Below are 18904 nucleotides of genomic sequence, written 5' to 3' on the forward strand. Positions count from 1 at the left end.
GCTAAACCCGGTAGCTGCCTTCAGTAAACTGAAATATTTGAACTACTGTAAAACCTTTATTTCAAAGGCAGCGCGATCTTTTTCAGCGCTGCATATTTTTTCAATGCCTCCAGGTAATAATAATCTGCATAATTCAGTGGCGTATCTATTTCTGAATTGTACAGGAAGGCGCCTACACTGTGTTTGAGGATAAAAAAGTGATTGTCTCCGGGTGCTGCCAGAAAATCGGGAGAAGACAGGGTCTTTAATATATCTTCTGCATAATCCGCATATTTTTTGCCATCCTTTACTTTGGTACTCAGGTCCAGCAGTCCGCAGGCGATAACGGCAGCGGCAGAGGCGTCGCGGGGTGCCCGCCCGTCAGAGTCCAGCGCATTGTGCACATCGAAATCCCATACCGGGATTTTATTTTTAGGCATCCGGGGGTGCGTCATAATAAACCGGGCAATATGCTGTGCCTGTTGTAAGAACTGCGGATTGCCGCTGTTGTTATAGCACATAATGTACCCGTAAAGACCCCAGGCCTGTCCCCGGGCCCAGGCCGATTCATCGGTAAGGCCCTGGTGGGTTTCCTTGCTCCGCACGTTGCCGGTAACCGGGTCATAATCCACCACATGGTAGGAACTATAATCTTTCCGGAAATGATGCTTCATTGTAGTAAGCGCATGGGTGCTGGCCGCCTGGCTGTAAACGGGTTTTTTAAATTGTTGGCCCGCCCAGTACAGGTACTCCAGGTTCATCATATTATCTATAATTACCGGAAACTTCCAGTGGTCGCCAAAATCCCAGGAACGGATCACGCCGGTTTTTGGACTAAAACGGTCATAAAGGTGTTGTGCCCCCTCTTCCAGTACCGGCAGATAGGTGTTGTCGTTTGTAATGCGCCAGGCATTGCCATAAGAACAATAGAGCATAAATCCGAGATCATGGGTTTTGGTTACGTAGCGGATCGAGTCCAGGGCAAGCGTAAACCTGCGGGCGGATGTGGCCAGCGCTTTATTACCCGTTAGCTCATAACCGTACCAGAGCGAACCGGGAAAAAAACCGGTGGTCCAATCGGTATAGGGTGCCGTTCGTACATTTCCGTTGGGGTTTACAGAGCGGGGATTGAATCCCGGCGTATAGGTCCCGGCGGCGCGGGTGAGTTGTTCTCCGATAACGGTAACGGAATGCCGGAACCAATCTCCGGATTGCGCCTGAACCTGTATGGTAACTAAAAAAAGGATGCCTGAAATAATGGCATGGAATCGTCTTTTCATGAGCTTTTTCTTTTCTTAAAAGTTTCCAATAAAAATAGATTCCACTGCCGGTAAAAGGTTTCAATATTGATTTTAATATTTTAAAACTGGATGAAATTTTGAAAATAAAAGAAAAAGTGGTTTTTAGAGGAAAGACGGAATGCTATTTTGTGTTATGTATTATATTGCTGATAATCAATTGTATTTTTTTGTTTTGAATAGATGAGATCTAAAACGATCAGAAAAATAACCAAAATTGAAAAAAGAAAAACCCATTTTTAAAACCTCCGGCCCCCGGGCGTTCTATATTTAGGGGAGTTAAAAACAGGGTTTTCCGCTTACCTGGTCAGCGGATGGACCGGGAGCAGTAAAGAGGATTTTTTCTTTGCGACATTTTGTCGGGTTTTAAAATGGGATACACGTAATTGCTTTGATTGTTGCCATTGAAACGATAAGAAAGATGATTGAGATAACGCTGTTTTTAGCCATTGACCTTAACGTCTAAAATGTACAGATTATGCCATTTGTAATTACAGGCAGCAGCCAAGTAAACTGCGGTTTCCGGAACGGGAAACAGCAAGCCGGTACCCGAACGTCCCATGAACCACTCATAAAAAAAATCATTTCACCTGGTTTAAAATTCAAGCTTAAAATGAGATCAACGTTTCTTCTATTATTATTAATGATGGGTGTTTCCGGCACGCTGACTGCGCAAACCATCCAAGTAACAGGAATTGTCAGCAATGCGTCGGGAGAGCCGCTGACCGGTGCCACCGTTCAGGAAAAAGGCACGGCCCGTACGGCGCTCACCCAAAAGAACGGTCAGTATTCGATTCAGGCCGGGGCCAATGCGGTACTGATCGTTTCCTATGTTGGTTACGACGCCAAGGAAATCAATGTAAACAGCAGGGAACAGATCGATATAAGCCTGCTGGAACAGGATAAAAGCCTGGAACAGGTGGTGGTAGTAGGTTACGGAACCCAGAAAAGAAAGGACCTTACCGGTGCCGTGAGCTCGGTAAGCGGTGCGGAACTGGCCAAAGTGCCGGTACAAAACGTAGGGCAGGCGCTGCAGGGCAGGCTGGCCGGTGTTCAGGTAACGATGAACGATGGCTCACCCGGTGCCGATCCCACTATAAAAATACGTGGAGGAACCTCCATTTCACAAAGCAACCAGCCGTTATATGTAATTGACGGGGTGCCACAAACCGATGGCATCGGCTTTCTCGACCCCACAGATATTGAATCCGTAGATGTATTAAAAGACGCTTCTGCAATTGCGATTTACGGGGCCCGTGGTGGTAACGGGGTGGTATTGATCACCACCAAACAAACCAAGCCCGGTAAAGTATCGGTGAATTACGATGGCTATGTAGGCGCCAAACACATTACAAAAGAAATACCGGTAATGAATGGCTACGACTATCTGCTGCTGAGCTATGAACGCTCGCTGGGCGATGCCACACGGATGTTATCCTTTACCAATCAATATGGTTCGTTCGATTCATTAAAGCTGTTATATGGTAACCGCCCTGGTATCGACTGGCAAAAGGAAACCTTTGGCAACACCGTATACAATCAATATCATAAGGTAAGTGTAAGCGGGGGTAGTAAGGATACCAAGATCAACATGTTCTTTTCCCGGAACAAGGACAATGGTATTATGATTCACAGCGCATCCACTAAAAATATCGGTAAACTTTCCGTAAATCAAAAAGTAGGTGAGAAACTCGACGTGAACGCTACGGTAAGCTATACCAATCAGAAAGTGGAAGGACTGTCGCCCGCTGAAGGCGGCAATGCCCGGTTGGCCGTATTGCAGCTGCTGTTGCAATATCGCCCGGTGTCGGGCCGCAATGGCTCCGATGATGACCTGATCGATTATGAAACGGACCCGGTAGACAACCCGGGCAGTACCCCTACGTTTCAAAGTCCGGTTGTGAGTACCCGCTCAAGGTTAAGACAACGGGTGATCAACACGATGAACGCCAATGTGACCGCACAATATAAACTCACCAAAGATCTTATTTACCGCGGTGTGATCGGGTATACCATTAGGGATACCAAGGATAAGCAATTCAATACGGAAGAGTCAATTACGGCTATCCGTAGCGGCGGGCCGTTCGGCAGCATTGGCCAGGCAAAGGATCCGCGTTTTACGTACAGCAACACGCTTACCTATAGTAAGACCTTTGCACTGGCACATAAGCTGGATGTAATGGCCGGACAGGAATATCAATACACATATCACGAAGATTTCAGCGCCAGTTCCAGTGCGTTTCCGCTGGTCAACAGCGGCTGGGATAACCTGTCGCTGGGTACGGTACTGGGTACACCCTCATCGTATGCAGAAGAAGATAAGCTGCTTTCGTATTTTACCCGGGTGAATTACGGTTATAAAGACCGGTACCTGCTTACTGCCACCGTGCGGGCTGATGGCTCTTCAAAATTCGGCGCCAATAACCGCTGGGGTTATTTCCCTTCTGCGGCATTTGCATGGCGGATCATCAACGAAAACTTTATGAAAAATAACGACCTGTTCTCCGATCTTAAGCTGCGTTTGGGGTATGGTCTTACCGGTAATAACCGTATTGCCAACTACGCCGCATTGGGCATTTATGGTACCGGTTCCTACAACCTCAACAATACGGTGGTGATTTCGGCGTATGAGAACAACCTCCCCAATCCCAATTTGAAATGGGAAGCAACGGAAGGCCGCAACATCGGTTTGGATATGGGCTTTTTAAGGCAGCGGATCACGTTAACGGCAGAGGTTTACGATAACCGTTCCCGGAACCTGCTGTTCAATACCCGTATTCCTTCCAGCTCTGGCTTTATCACCCAGTTTCAAAATATTGGAAGTACATCCAGTAAAGGTTTGGAGTTTACGCTGAATACCGTGAATATTAAAAAAACAGATTTCAGCTGGAGCTCCAGTCTCAATATTTCGTTCCCGAAAACAAAAGTGCTGGAACTGAGCCAGGGCGAAAATTCCATGGTACTGCCCAGTTATACCGGCTATAACAGCAACCCCAGCATCAATGATTATATCCTGCAGGTAGGTCAGCCGGTAGGGATGATGTATGGGTATGTGGCCGATGGTTTGTACCAGGTAAGCGATTTTGATTTCAACAGCACCAACAATACCTACACCTTAAAGTCAGGAGTGGTTCAGGACAACCGTACGGTGCAGCCGGGATATCAGAAATTTAAAGATATCAGCGGGCCGGATGGGGTACCGGATGGTAAAATAACCGATCTTGACCGTACCATCATCGGTAATTCCAATCCGAAATATACCGGCGGCTTTAACAACACGGTTACCTACAAAAACTTTGATCTGAGTGCGTTTGTGAATTTTACAGTAGGTAATGAGATTTACAATGCCAATGTACTGAACAATGCTGCCTTAAGCCAGGATTATAAAAATACCCTGGCCCGCTTTTCAGACCGGTGGATGACGATTGATGCCAGTGGTCAGCGGGTAACGGATCCTGCGGCGCTGGAAGCATTGAATAAAGGAAAAACCGTGCCTTCTTATATTGGTATGGTATCTGACAGGCCTTACAGCACCCTGGTAGAAGACGGATCGTTTTTGAGGATCAATAATGTCAGTCTCGGTTATACCCTGCCGAAGTTGCTTTTAAAAAGAGCAAAAATTGCCAACGCACGTATCTATATTACCGCATATAACCTGCATGTATTTACGAAGTACTCCGGTTATGACCCTGAAGTAAGCGTGGTAAACAATGCACTTACGCCGGGCGTGGATTTCAGCGCTTATCCACGGGCAAGATCATTTGTGGCGGGTGTTAATTTATCCTTATAATTTATTTAAAGATTTTATACAATGAAACTTATATCAAAACGTTTTATATGGATGGCGCTTACAGCAGGCTCCCTGCTTGCTTTAAGTTCCTGCAAAAAAGCATTAGAGGTAAAAGCGTATTCGTACTTTACCAGCGATAATTTTTTCAGTAATGCAGACGAAGCGTATATGGCTACCCTGGGTGTATATGGGGCCGTATCAAATTTTTCGGGTTATGGCTGGTATGTGCCGATGGTGCTGGATAATGATAATGATATCAGCCAGATCTCCGGAAACAGCGTGGATAGCTGGCGCGTGATCCCACACTACCAGGGTATCCCGGAAACCGATATTTATTACAGCACCTGGAGCGTACTGTACCAGGGGATCGACCGGGCCAATGTGGTTATTGAAAAGATCCCGCAAATGGCGCTTTTTACTTCCGGTACCGACGATCAGAAAGCACAGCTGAACCGGATGCTGGGTGAAGCAAAGTTTTTGCGCGGATTTTATTATTCGGAACTGGTACGGTTATGGGGGGATGTGCCGTTTAAAACGGCGTCTTCCAAAGCCGGTGATAACCTGAAAGGAACATTAACAGACCGGTATGTGATCTACACCCAGGCAATTAAGGATATGCAGGAAGCGGCCGATGTGCTTCCGGCAGCCGCGCCTACCGATGAGCGGATCAACAAATGGGGTGCAAAAGCAATGCTGGCAAGGGTTTGCCTTTTTGCGGGCGGCTACGCACTGGCCAACGACGGAACCATGAAGCGGCCGGCCAATTACAAGGATTATTACAAGATGGCTCAAACGCAGATCAATGAAATCATGACGGCCAATCCATATAAGCTCAATCCCAGCTATCCGCAGGTATTTATCAATCAGTGTAAACATAATCTGGAGCCTACAGAAAGTATTTTTCAGATAGCGCTTTATACCGTTGCAGATCCGGCAGGTGATCAGCCCAACTCTTCCCGTTTTGGATTCTGGAATGCGCCTCAGACCGCAAAGGGGATCTATGGTTCCACCAATTTAAGACAAGCCACCGTGCGGCCGTTTTATGAAAGCTTCCAGTCGGGCGATGTGCGGAAAGACTTTGCAGTGGCCCGCTTTACAGTGGCTGCCGATGGAAGCCGGACGTACCCTACAACCAGTACCGCCGACCAAAACTGGGCGCCGGGCAAATGGAGCCGCGAGTATCAGACGAATTCGATAACCGAACAGACCAGTACCGATATCAACTGTGTGGTGATGCGTTATTCGGACCTGCTGCTGATGCGTGCAGAGGTGGAAAATGAGTTGAACGAGGGTCCCAATGATCTTGCACTCGACGCCATCAACCAGGTACGGAGAAGAGCCTATGGGCTCGATATGCCGGGGAATGCGGTGACTCTTACAATTACTGACGGCGGCACGGGCTATACCGCCAATCCAACCCTGCAGATAACCGGTGGCGGCGGTAACTATGCGGCCGCAGTAGTGGCAACGCGTACCGGTAATAAAATTACTGCGTTAACGCTGTCGAATCCGGGTTATGGGTATACCTCCGCGCCAACGGTTACGGTAACCGGCGGTAACGGCACCGGAGCAGTGATTACAGCATCCCTGGTTCCAAAACCTACAACAGCCCAGGTTTATATACCTGGCGGATTGGCGAAGCAGCAGTTTTTAGACACGCTGGTTTCAGAACGTGCCAAGGAATTGTGTTTTGAAGGCATGCGCCGTTCCGACCTGATCCGCTGGAATTTGTTGGGTGCAAAGATCGCAGACACCTATGCCAGAACACAGGCCATTAGAACCACCTATCCTTACCCGGCCTATACAAACTTTAAAACCGGGAAGCATGAGCTGTTTCCTTATCCGCAAAATGAAAGAGATGTAAACAGCTCTATCACGCGTCAAAACCCCGGATGGTAAGCAGGGTATTAAAACAGGAAAAAATAAAATTGATTGATCATGTTAAAACAATGGAGTTCCCTCTTTTATTTCGCTTGTTTGCTGGCATTTACCAATAGTTGTAAATCGACGCAAAAAGAGCAACCGGCATCCCGTCCCAATATCCTGATCGTAATGTCGGACAACCAGTCGGCCGGTCATGTGGGCGTTTATGGCGACTCAACCGTGCGAACCCCCAATATGGATAAAGTGGCAGGTGAAGGCGTACGTTTTACAAATGCATTTTGCAGCTCCCCGTCCTGTACACCATCGCGGGCCGGGTTCCTGACCGGTCAGGATATTTGGCGACTGGGAGAGGGCGCCGATCTGTGGAGCATACTGCCCACACAATACCCGCTGTATACCGATCTGCTGGAAGCTTCGGGTTACGAAATCGGTTTCCAGGGCAAGGGATGGGGACCGGGAAGCTTCGAAGCCAACGGCCGCAAGCGGAACCCGGGTGGAAATCCTTATGAAAGCTTTGGCCAGTTCTTAAAACAGAAAAAACAAGGAGCTCCCTGGACCTATTGGATCAGCAGTCATGAACCCCACCGTCCTTATGAAGTAGGCATCGGTGCTAAATCGGGCATCGATCCACAGAAAGTAAAAGTGCCGGGCTATCTTCCGGATGCACCGGATGTGCGTACGGATATCGCCGATTATTATCATTCTGTGGAGGTTTTTGATAAAGAACTTGGGGACGCATTGGCATTGTTGAAACAAAGCGGAGAGCTGGACAATACCATTGTAGTGGTTTGCAGTGACAACGGCTGGCAGATGCCCCGCGGACTGGCCAATCTTTATGACTTTGGTACTCATGTTCCCCTGATCATTTCCTGGCCGGGCAAATTTAAAAAAGCTACGGTTACCGGCGGATTGGTTACGCTGAATGATCTGGCGCCTACATTCCTGCAACTGGCCGGTGTACCCGTTCCTGCGGAAATGACGGCGAAGAGCTTACTGCCGGTATTGGATAATAAGTATAGTGAGGCGGCCCCCGAACGGGAATTTGTGGTATTGGGTCGCGAGCGGCATGCCTTTGTACGGCAGCATGGAATGGGTTATCCCGGAAGGGCGATCCGTACCAAGCAATATCTGTACATCCGCAACTATGAACCCGATCGATGGGCGGCCGGCGATCCCCCGCTGTACGGTGATATTGACCCTTATATGCTCAACTATCCGGGACCGGCTAAATTCTATATGATTGCGAATAAGGATAACCCCGCTGTAAAAAACCTGTTTGAACTGGGAATGGGCAAACGGCCGGCGGAGGAATTATTTGATATTACCAGTGATCCGTACGAACTGCATAACCTGGCTGCCGACCCTGCTTACAAAAATGTAAAAGAAAAGCTGGCGGCACAAATGCAGGATTACCTGGTAAAAACAAAAGATCCCCGTGCTACAGGAGGAGATGTAAGCGTTTGGGATAAGGCGCCTTATTTTAGTGATATTGATAAGCGTGCACATCCGAGCCCGGAAGCCATCCGGCAGTTCAGGCTGGATTCCGTGTATGATTATTTAAAATAAAGGGTGTTGGGCCTGATTAAAACGTGGTTGCTGTGATGTGGCTCCGACGTATCGGAAACCGTAGACGCAGAAACAGGTTCAAAGCGGCATCTCAGAAGAAAATTTACGGTGAATAGACTTATAAGTAGTTCTGATATAAAAAAGTACCATCATTGAAAGAACAATTTGCAATAGGAATAGACGTGGGAGGCTCTGCGCTGAAATGCGGTGTGGTGGCGGAAAACGGAAGCCTGATGTATTGCTTTACGGAGGCAATCAACAAGGAAGACGGAGAGGCCGGTATCATTGAACAGATTGCGGCATGCATTGCACAGGCAGCCGTTGTGGTACAGGAGAAAGGAGGTGTTGTATGTGGTACCGGCATCGGTTTTCCGGGTATTGTTGAAAACGATGTGGTGATTGGTGGTGCGGACAACCTGCCGGGATTTGAACAGCTTCCCCTTGGACGCCTGCTGATGGAACGAACCGGTTACAGGACCCTGGTCGATAATGATGCCAATATGATGGGCATGGGCGAATGGATTTACGGGGCGGCAAAGGGTTGCAGTGATATCGTTTTTTTAACCGTTGGTACCGGTATCGGCGGCGCGCTCATCATCAATAACCAGTTGTATGGCGGGTACCGGAACCGGGGTACAGAGCTGGGGCATGTCATTATCCGGCAGGGAGGCATCGCCTGTTCCTGCGGAGCCCGGGGGTGTTTTGAGGCCTATGCATCGGTAGCTGCATTAATCGGGCATTACCGGCTGCTGAAGCAGGATATACCGGATATTGTAGACGGCCGGCATATTGTGGAAGGCTATTTCCAGCAGGAGGATGCAGCGGTTGCGGCAATGGCCTATCATTTTGATTATATGGCTACCGGTATTGCCGGATACATCAATATATTCAGCCCGCAAAAAGTAGTGATTGGCGGGGGCATCAGCGAGGCGGGTGATTTTTACATCCGGGAAATAGCGGCAAGAGTATCCCGGCTGGCCATGCCCGCAGCGAGCCAGCAAACCACACTGGTGCCGGCTGCATTGGGAAATAAAGCCGGATTACAGGGCTGTGCGGCAAAGGTTTTTCAAACGGCTGCCGGATCAACACCGGCAGCGATGTACAACCATTCAACAAATTAACGGATGCAACAACGGAATAACTTTTTAGTAGGGGTAATCTTGCTGATCTGGTTTGTGATCTCCTTTGTAACCAACATACTGGGTCCCTTAATGCCCATTATTATCGAAACATACGGCCTCAGTTTAACCATGGCCGCATTCCTGCCCTTTTCTTTTTTTCTCGCCTACGGCGTCATGTCGGTTCCGGCAGGCATGATGATTGAGCGACTGGGGGAAAAAAGATCCATGCTGATTGCATTTGCATTGAATTTTTCGGGTGCACTGATCTTTGCTTTCAACCCGCAGTATAGTATGGCATTGGCCTCGCTCTTTATTATTGGAATTGGTATGGCCATGCTCCAGGTGATCATCAACCCGCTGATGCGTACTGCCGGTGGAGAAGAGAACTTTGCTTTCTTTTCCGTGATGGGGCAGTTGGTATTTGGACTGGCCTCCTTTGTAAGTCCGTTTGTATTTACGTACCTGATGAAGGCGCTAGCGATGCAGCCGGTAAGCAATCCGTTGGTGCATGCATTGGGAGGATTGGTGCGGAACGGGTTGCACTGGACGGCGCTCTACTGGCTGTTCAGCTTTATCTTTTTAGTGATGCTGGTAGTACTGGCGCTGATAAAGATGCCGGCCGTGGAATTGAAGGAAGACGAAAAAGCCGGGGCCGCTTCGGCGTACGTGGAGCTGCTCGGAAAACGCGATGTATGGCTGTTCTTCCTGGGTATCGTAGCCTATGTGGGTACCGAGCAGTCGCTCGCCAACTGGATGTCGGAATTTTTGAAACGCTATCACCAGGTAGATCCCGCTGCCGGAGGCGCCAATGCTGTTGCATGGTTTTGGGGATTGATGACCATCGGTTGTTTACTGGGATTGGTGGTGCTGAAGCTCTGGGATTCAAAATGGGTACTGAAGGCAGCCTGTATCCTGTCCGCGATCGTATTAAGCGGGGCGTTGTTTGGTAGTAAAGAAGTTTCCCTGTGGGCCTTTCCGGCTGCGGGGTTCACCATTTCGGTGATGTTTTCCGTGGTATTTTCACTGGCGCTGAATTCCATCAGTAAGCATCATGGCTCTTTTTCAGGGATTTTGTGCTCGGGGATTTTTGGAGGGGCGCTGGTGCCTTTTATTGTGGGTGCCCTGGGCGACCTGGCGGGGTTACGTTATGCCTTGTTATTCCTTTATATTACCCTGGGATACCTGTTCTTTGTGGCCGCTTATGCAAAGCCCCTGGTCAATAATAAAACGGTGACCTTAAAGGAGCTCTTTTCACGTAAGCACTAAAAAGCAGGTAACACCGGCAGGGATAAATTTTTTATTTTCAAACTGGTAATAAACAAATAAACATTTACGTCGTCAAAGGATCGATAAAAAACCGTCCGGCCACGGGCGATAAAAAGAATACGAATGAAAAAAATAAGCATCGGCTTGTTGCCGGTATTGTTTACATTAAGTGCAGCAGCTCAGAAACCGGGCCTGGAGCCCGTTAGCAGCAGGGTGAATGTACAGGCGGATACGGCCCGTAAAGCAGATATTGTAGATGGGGAATGGGTAGCCGTAGGTATCAACCGGCCGTATTCCATCCAAAAAGATGCCACGCGGTCTTTTAATGGAACACCGTCGTACCGGTTTGAGCTGAAGGGAGAAGACAATTCGCTGGAGGGCTATGAAGAGGGCAGTACCAAGGGGCGTGCCGAGCTATCTTACTGCTATGCCACCGCAGATGATTTTAAAGGATTGCCGCCGGATGCCTATCCAACAGAGCAGGTATTGAAAATGGTATACGACAGGGGGAAGGGTCAGTGCAAACAGGGCTCTAAATGGACCTATACTTTTTCGGTATATGTTCCCGCTGCGTTGCCCGCGGAGGTGAATACGATCTTTGCACAATGGCATGGGATGCCTTCCCGAACCCTGGTGCAGGATCCCTCGGGGAAAATTATGCAGCTGACCCCGCAACAGTTTGTGCAACTGAGCGACAGTGTGTTGTTTAATAAAGACCAGGGGTTTGAGAAAATAAAAACGGTTGATAAAAAAGGAAAAGAAAGTTTTAAAGCCGGTAAGAAAAATGGCTGGAAGATCGAGCAGGGCGGCTATCCGCCGCTGGCCTTTGGTTTTTCCAATAACATGTTTTATATAAAGGCCAATTCCGATAGTAAATGGATGACGGATAAAACGGACCGTACGCTGGCCAACCCGGAAAAGGATGCCACGATGGTACCCGTGCAGTCCAGGTATAAGATTTCGACAATTGCATACAAAGGCGCTTTTGACGCATTTCCCAAGGATACCTGGGTTACGTTTACGGTAGCCATCGACTGGTCTGTATACGGCGGGGCCAGCAATAAAATGGAACAACCCGGCAAGCTGGATGTGCGTATGCAGTATCAAAGGGGTAAAAAGAATATGAACGAGCACATCGTAAACAATCAGCCCATTGCTATTGGAAGAAATGATGAGAGCGGCTATTATTTTAAATTTGGTATATACCGTGTTGGCAGCAGTACGGTACCGGTGGTATACAACCTTGCGGGATACAGCCAGGTGCAGCGGTAGCGCCTAAAACAGGAGCTATCGCCTGGATGTCTCCGTGAATTTTTGTTTGTGTTGCAAGATCATTTAAAAGATGGGCTATTTTATATCGGCACCGGCCGGGCTCATGTATCGGGACCGTCGATGAGGCAATGCCAATTACGCCTGTAGTCATGCCGAACCGACGAAAAAATAGTTACGTCCCAATGTATCATTACATCTGTCATTGGCCATTTATTTCAGCGGCCATTCCTGTTTCAGGATGCGTGTGAATGATGTAATGATGGTTTTTTGGTTCAGGCATCGTTTGTGATGTTTAATGCTATATTATTCAATTGAAACGACCTTATATTTAAAGAAAAGATGGAACGACTAAGAACTTTGATCCGCCTGAAGGAAAAGATGCTGTTGGCATTACTGATCCTGCTTACAGTTGCTACAAACGCACAGCGCCCGAACATTGTATTGATCATTTCCGATGATCACGCTTTTCAGGCGATCAGTGCTTATGGCAATAAACAGATACGGACACCGGGTATCGACCGGCTGGCAAAGGAAGGTGCACTGTTCAACAATGCGTATGTAACCAATTCCCTTTGCGGACCCAGCCGGGCCAGTATCCTTACCGGTACTTATAGTCATGTAAACGGTTTTAAGGACAATGTGAATTTTAATTTTAATTTCAACCAGGGCAGTTTTGCCAAGGTATTACAAGGGGCCGGGTATCAAACCGCCTGGATCGGTAAAATGCACCTGGGCGACAGTATTCCCCAGGGATTGGATTATTACAGCATCCTGCCGGGACAGGGGCAGTATTATAACCCGGACTTTATTCAAACCGGTAATAAAACCCGGCGATACAATGGCTATGTTACCGATGTGATAACCGATGTAGCGGAAGACTGGCTGGAGCACCGTGATGCCTCCAGGCCCTTTTGCCTGGTCATCGGCCATAAAGCCACACACCGTACCTGGATGCCGGCACCGGAGGATCTGGGGCGGTATGATAATATTAACTTTCCCCTGCCGGAAGATTTTTATGACGACTACAGCACCCGGAAGGCCGCTGCGGTACAGGATATGACCATCGCAAAAACCATGCGTATGGCACATGATCTGAAAATATATGAAACCGGCGATTCTCTGGCCATTGAGGCCAGCGTAAAGCGCATGACACCCGCTCAAAAACAAAAATGGGTTGCCTATTACGCAAAGGTAAAAGCAGACCTGGACGCCAGGGCACCGAAGGGAAAGGCACTTACCGAGTGGAAGTTCCAGCGCTATATGAAAGACTATCTTGCAACAGCGGCATCGCTCGACCGCAATATCAGCAAGACCCTGGATTTTCTGGATCAGCATGGTCTTTCTAAAAATACCCTGGTGATCTATATGTCGGACCAGGGATTTTATATGGGAGAGCATGGATGGTTTGATAAGCGGTTCATGTATGAAGAATCTTTCCGTACACCCATGGTAATGCGGTATCCCGGTGTAATTAAGCCGGGCCGCGTGATCAATGACTATGTAATGAATATTGATCTGGCCCCTACGTTTATTGAAATGGCCGGTACACGTATCCCGGAACGTATGCAGGGACGCTCATTTTTGCCGTTGCTGGAGAACAAAAAATATGTTTCCCGTAAGGCTTTGTACTATCACTATTACGAGAATGGCGAACATTCCGTGTCGCCACATTTTGGTGTTAAAACAAAGCGTTATAAACTGATCCGTTTTTATAATAAGGTAAACAGCTGGGAGCTGTTCGATCTGCTGCAGGACCCGCATGAGTTAAAGAATATATATGACGCTCCGGCGATGGCGCCCGTGGTAACCGCGCTTAAGAAGGAATTGCTGGAACAGATCCGGCAATATAAAGATGTGGAAGCGGAGGCTATTTTTAATCAGTAAGATGAAGGCGGAGTCTGAAAAGGAATGATCCCTGAAATATGCTGATACATCGGAGCAGGGTAACAGGGCTCAGGATGGTTCCTCAAAAAGATCATTACCTCATTTACATCGCACGTACCATGAAAAACCAGGATGGCAAAGGTGCCTGCCGGCTGTGGCAGGAACCAGAATTTTCTCAATCGGGGTTATATGAATAAAACTATAAAAACGTTTTTTGCTTTACTGATGGCGGTATCTGCTGGCGGGCAGTTAGGTGCACAATCAAAGGAGACCGCCGCCACCAAAATTATCACCGGTCAATATGGTTTTGAAACCGGCGATGAACAGGAAGGATGGAAGGCTCAAAACAGCCGTTTATCTTTTTCAACAGCCCACTATAAAGAAGGGCAGCGTTCACTGTGCTGGAACTGGGGCAAAGAGGCGTCGCTGGAGATTACCGGTCTTAAAGGCCTGAAGGAAGCCGGGGCTTTTTATCCGGGAGGCATCCCGGAAATTTACGAGCCTTCGTTTTATTCCAGGAACCGGTTTGGCGGCATGAAGATCTGGCTATACCAGGAGAAGCCGGTTGCCGGCCAGCTTGTTTTTCAGGCGGGCAGCAGTGTTGCGGCAGCGCGCCAGGCACCTAAATACCGGTTTGCAGTGAACCTGGATTTTACCGGTTGGCGAACGGTATGGGTTTGCTTTGAGGAAGACGCCAAAGTACCGGGATATAAAGGCAGTGATGACCTGCAGGCCCTGGTAGTGATTCCCAAAAATGTACCGCAACAGGAAAACAAATTGTTTATCGATCATCTGACCCTGCTCAACTTTGTATCCAATAAGCGAAGCTCCGATCTTCAGTTTGAAAATAAAAAACGCAACCTGCGTTCTGCAGACGGGTATGAGATCCTGAAACCCTTCCAGGCATTCCAGGGTGCGGCCTTCCATCAGGAAACGGATAAGGCTGCCCTGGCAGAAACGGGTCAGAAAATTGCGGCCCGCCTGGAGTTCCTGATCCTCGGCGATCAGACCACCGACTGGAAGGAACGGAATACGGGTATTGAAAAACTGATGCAGGGGAAATTAAAAGCTGCCAGAAATCTGTATGAGCAGCTCCGGATAAAACGGGTGAATGGTACGGTAAACGGCGTTCCGCTGTTTGCCATACGGGATGAGCACCCGGCACCGGAAGGGCAGGTGTTTGACAACGTAGCACAAAACCTGTTGTTTCCGCTGGTGGCCGACTACCGATTAAACGGAACGGAAAAATCGAAAGAGCAGCTGCTGAATGCGCTGGATTATTTCCTGGACCAGGGCTGGGCCGCCGGAAGTGCTATTGGTACGGTGGATCATGTGATCCGGCTGACCCCCATTGCTACAGCCATCTTCCTGATGCGGGATGAACTGAAAGCACAAAATAAATTGAAACCGCAGGTCGATATGCTGATCTGGCATACCCGCATGGGCGGCTTGCTGGAACTGGATGCTACCCGGGGCGAAAACTCCGACAAGGTACGCGGCGGTGCCATGGTAAAACTGATCACTATTTTACTGATGGAGGATGGTGCACGCAAACAGCAATTATTGCAGCAGTTTAAAGAATATATGGATTATGTGGCGGGCTTTGCACCGGGATACAGCGATACCTTTAAACCGGATTATTCGATTTATCATCACCGCGGTACCTACCTGAATGCTTATGGTACCAATGCTGTAAATACCATGGCATTGATCCACTGGCTGCTGGATGGTACCTCCTATGCCATGGATAATGCATCTACCTGTAACCTTACCGCAGCCTTAAAACAACAGGCGGCAATTGCCTACGGGGTGCAGATCCATTACGGGGTGAGTGGCCGCTTTCCGTTGAACAACAGTTCCATCGATGGAAACAGTATGCCGGCCTTTGCCTATATGAGCATGACCGGCGACAGCATCCGCGACCCGGAGCTGGCAGCACTGTACAATTATATTTATGCCATTGCAAAACCAGATGAACTCAATAAGATGTTGCTTCCGGCGCTCACCTATTCCGGTACCTACGGCACGCTTGACCTGATGGTACGCTTGCACCGGAAAATGGGCGGCGTTCAACAGCCACCTGCAGCCGGTGTAACGGTGATGCCGTATTCCGGTTTACTGGCTTACCGGCGGGGGAAGGCCTTTGCCACTGTAAAAGGATATAATAAGTACGTATGGGATTACGAAGGTGGAAAAGGCGAAAACAACATGGGCCGTTATCTGAGCCACGGGATGCTGGTAACTGCGCAGGGTGATGAAAAAGAGGGCTTCGACGGTATGGGTATGGCGCTCAATGATGGTTTCGACTGGTCGATGCTGCCGGGTGCTACCACTAAAAAGCTGCCGGCAGATAAAGTATTGTACTACCCGCAGGCCGATCAGAAATATGTGGAAGGCAAGCACCGGAATTTTTCAGAGAGCGTAGTTGCCAGTGGTCTCAAACAGGGGAACAACGGCCTTTTTGCGCTGGATCTGAGAGATGATGTATTTCCCGATGCGGACCGGTCCTTGTTTGATAACAGCTTCCGCGCCAAGAAAACTTATTTTTTTATCGGTGATGAAATTATTTGCCTGGGTTCGGATATCCGCAACAACGATCACCGGTATGCAACGGTAACCACCTTGTTCCAGTATCGTGCGGACGGAAAAAAGCCCAATTATTTCAACGGCAACATCATTACAGCACAGCCGGTGCAAAAAGCCGGCGGAGGTTATTTTACAGATCAGAACGGTTTACAATACATCATACCCAAAGGACAGCAGCTCCGTTGGGAACAGGGAACACAGCAATCCTATCAATGGAAGAATGCCAGTTATAGTCGCATGGAAGGTTCTTACCTGAAAGCCTGGCTGGATCATGGTACGCAACCCGCCGGTAGCGGATATGAATACGAGATCCTGCTCAATGGTCAGCAGCCGGAACCGTACCTGCAATCCAGGACCTATACCGTGCTACAGAAAGATCATGCGGCGCACAGCATCCGGCATAAAGCTTCCGGTATTACGGCCTATGCGGTGTTTGAACCAAATGGACTGTTGAAGGGCAACCTGCTGTTAAAAACAGATGCCCCGTTGTTGGCGCAGATCAGGGAAGCAAATGGCCGGCTATTGCTTACCGTTGCAGGGCCGGATATCGGCCAGGCCAGGTGGAATCATAACATGTCGCATATGCCGGACAGCATCACCAACGCCTGGGCAAAGGGACGCGTGATTACGTTAACCCTGAAGGGCGAGTGGTATGCTACGAAACAGGTAACGGCATTGGTTTCCGCAACGGTTAAAAATGGCAATACCCTTATTTCGGTTTACTGTAAAGATGGTGCAAGCATCGATCTGCCCTTACAGCACCGGGGCGCAGGTACGGGGGAAGAAGACTGATCTGCTGAAGGTTTCGTCAATGGTGTTAACATACACAAGCAACAAATAGTAAATAACAAATAATGTAATCGTCATGTATAAACAATTCCTATTTAGCATCTTGATCCTTTGCATAAGCCTGGCTGTTCGGGCACAAGAGGCAGCGCGCCCCAATATCCTCATCATTATGACGGATCAGCAAACGGCAGATGCCATGAGTAATGCGGGGAATAAAGACCTCCATACTCCGGCGATGGACCGGCTGGCGGCCAATGGAGTGCGGTTTACACGAGCCTACTGCGCACAACCCTTATGTACGCCTTCACGCAGTTCTATTTTCAGCGGGAAGATGCCTTTTGAAACCGGCTTTATCGGCAATGCACCTGAAAAAGACGGACAATGGCCGGATAGCCTGCTTATGATGGGAAAGATTTTTAAAAACGGCGGATACAAAACGGGGTATGTTGGGAAATGGCATTTGCCGGTACCCGCAGGAAAGATCAGCCAGCATGGATTTGAGTTTATTGAAAACACCAGGTTCCAGGATTTTAATGACGCGGCTACACCTTCTTTCTGTGCCCGGTTTATAAAAGAAAATAAAGATCAGCCTTTTTTATTGGTGGCCTCTTTTTTAAATCCGCACGATATCAATGAATGGGCGCGCAAAGAGGCCCTGAAAATGGATGTGCTGGCAGCAGCACCGCCGCCTGCCGAATGCCCGCAGTTGCCCGCCAACTGGGCCATTCCGGACAATGAACCCAAAATAGTAAGAGAACAGCAATCATCAAATGTACGCACGTATCCTACCGTAAACTGGACAAAAGATCAGTGGCGGCAGTACCGCTGGGCTTATAACCGGCTGGTGGAAAAGGTAGATAAATATATTGAGATGCTGCTGGCTTCGCTAAAAAAATATGGCGTGGAAAAGAATACCATTATCATTTTTACGGCAGATCATGGAGATGGTTATGCCGCGCATTCCTGGAGCCAGAAACAGATATTGTATGAAGAATCGGCTCAGGTACCGTTTATCATTTCAAAACTCGGAAGCTGGCAACCCAAAACGGATGCTTCCCTGGTATGTAATGGCACGGATATCATTCCAACGATCTGCGGACTTACCGGTGTACCGCTGCCGGCCGGTCTGAAAGGTGCCGACATCAGCAGGCGGCTGAGCAATCCTTCCGTTTCCCTGCGGGATACATTGGTGATTGAAACGGATTTTGCAGACAATGAAGTATTGCTGGGCATCAGCGGACGGGCCGTGATCACAAAGGACTTCAAATATATTGTATACAACAAAGGACAGATCCGGGAACAATTGTTTAACCTTGGTAAAGACCCGGGAGAAATGGATAACCTGGCCGTAAAACCGCAATACAAAAAGCAATTGCAGCAAATGAACCGCTACCTGAAAACCTGGTGTAAGATGAATGGAGATGTGTTTGAGAAAGAACTTTTGTAATTCCCCGTTCCGCAAAGGATAT

10 protein-coding genes are annotated in these 18904 nt (G+C 48.5%); 9 read left to right on the top strand and 1 reads right to left on the bottom strand.

The annotated features are described in order from the left end of the window. Positions 1-56: 56 nt before the first annotated feature. Positions 57-1259, bottom strand: coding sequence for a glycoside hydrolase family 88 protein (locus tag LQ567_RS19965; protein WP_231007485.1), 1203 nt, complete (start codon positions 1257-1259; stop codon positions 57-59). A 631-nt stretch (positions 1260-1890) separates the two neighbouring features. Between LQ567_RS19965 and LQ567_RS19970 the strand changes: the two genes are divergently transcribed. The 9 genes from LQ567_RS19970 (at position 1891) to LQ567_RS20010 (ending at position 18882) form a co-directional block, all read left to right on the top strand. Next, on the top strand, positions 1891-5067 hold the full coding sequence (locus LQ567_RS19970) for a SusC/RagA family TonB-linked outer membrane protein (RefSeq protein ID WP_231007486.1): 3177 nt from the start codon (positions 1891-1893) through the stop codon (positions 5065-5067). A 21-nt stretch (positions 5068-5088) separates the two neighbouring features. Then, a complete protein-coding gene (locus LQ567_RS19975) occupies positions 5089-6966 on the top strand; it encodes a RagB/SusD family nutrient uptake outer membrane protein (protein ID WP_231007487.1) in 1878 nt (625 codons plus the stop codon). A 39-nt stretch (positions 6967-7005) separates the two neighbouring features. Further along, entirely contained in the window at positions 7006-8517 is a 1512-nt protein-coding gene (locus LQ567_RS19980; protein WP_231007488.1) for a sulfatase family protein, read from the top strand. Positions 8518-8669: 152 nt separating this feature from the next. Then, on the top strand, positions 8670-9638 hold the full coding sequence (locus LQ567_RS19985; protein ID WP_231007489.1) for an ROK family protein: 969 nt from the start codon (positions 8670-8672) through the stop codon (positions 9636-9638). A gap of 3 nt (positions 9639-9641) precedes the next feature. After that, complete coding sequence (locus LQ567_RS19990; RefSeq protein ID WP_231007490.1) at positions 9642-10904, top strand: MFS transporter; 1263 nt, start codon at positions 9642-9644, stop codon at positions 10902-10904. 123 nt (positions 10905-11027) lie between these two features. Continuing rightward, the gene (locus LQ567_RS19995; RefSeq protein WP_231007491.1) at positions 11028-12176 is read left to right on the top strand and encodes a heparin lyase I family protein; all 1149 of its coding nucleotides are present in this window, start codon (positions 11028-11030) and stop codon (positions 12174-12176) included. A 339-nt stretch (positions 12177-12515) separates the two neighbouring features. Next, complete coding sequence (locus LQ567_RS20000; RefSeq protein WP_231007492.1) at positions 12516-14060, top strand: sulfatase family protein; 1545 nt, start codon at positions 12516-12518, stop codon at positions 14058-14060. A gap of 189 nt (positions 14061-14249) precedes the next feature. After that, positions 14250-17438 carry a chondroitinase family polysaccharide lyase gene (locus tag LQ567_RS20005; protein ID WP_231007493.1) on the top strand — a complete coding sequence of 1063 codons (3189 nt, stop codon included), beginning with the start codon at positions 14250-14252 and terminating at the stop codon, positions 17436-17438. A 100-nt stretch (positions 17439-17538) separates the two neighbouring features. Further along, complete coding sequence (locus tag LQ567_RS20010) at positions 17539-18882, top strand: sulfatase family protein (protein ID WP_231007494.1); 1344 nt, start codon at positions 17539-17541, stop codon at positions 18880-18882. Positions 18883-18904 lie beyond the last annotated feature (22 nt).

It is taken from the genome of Niabella pedocola (genome assembly GCF_021044425.1).
Lineage (GTDB): Bacteria > Bacteroidota > Bacteroidia > Chitinophagales > Chitinophagaceae > Niabella > Niabella pedocola.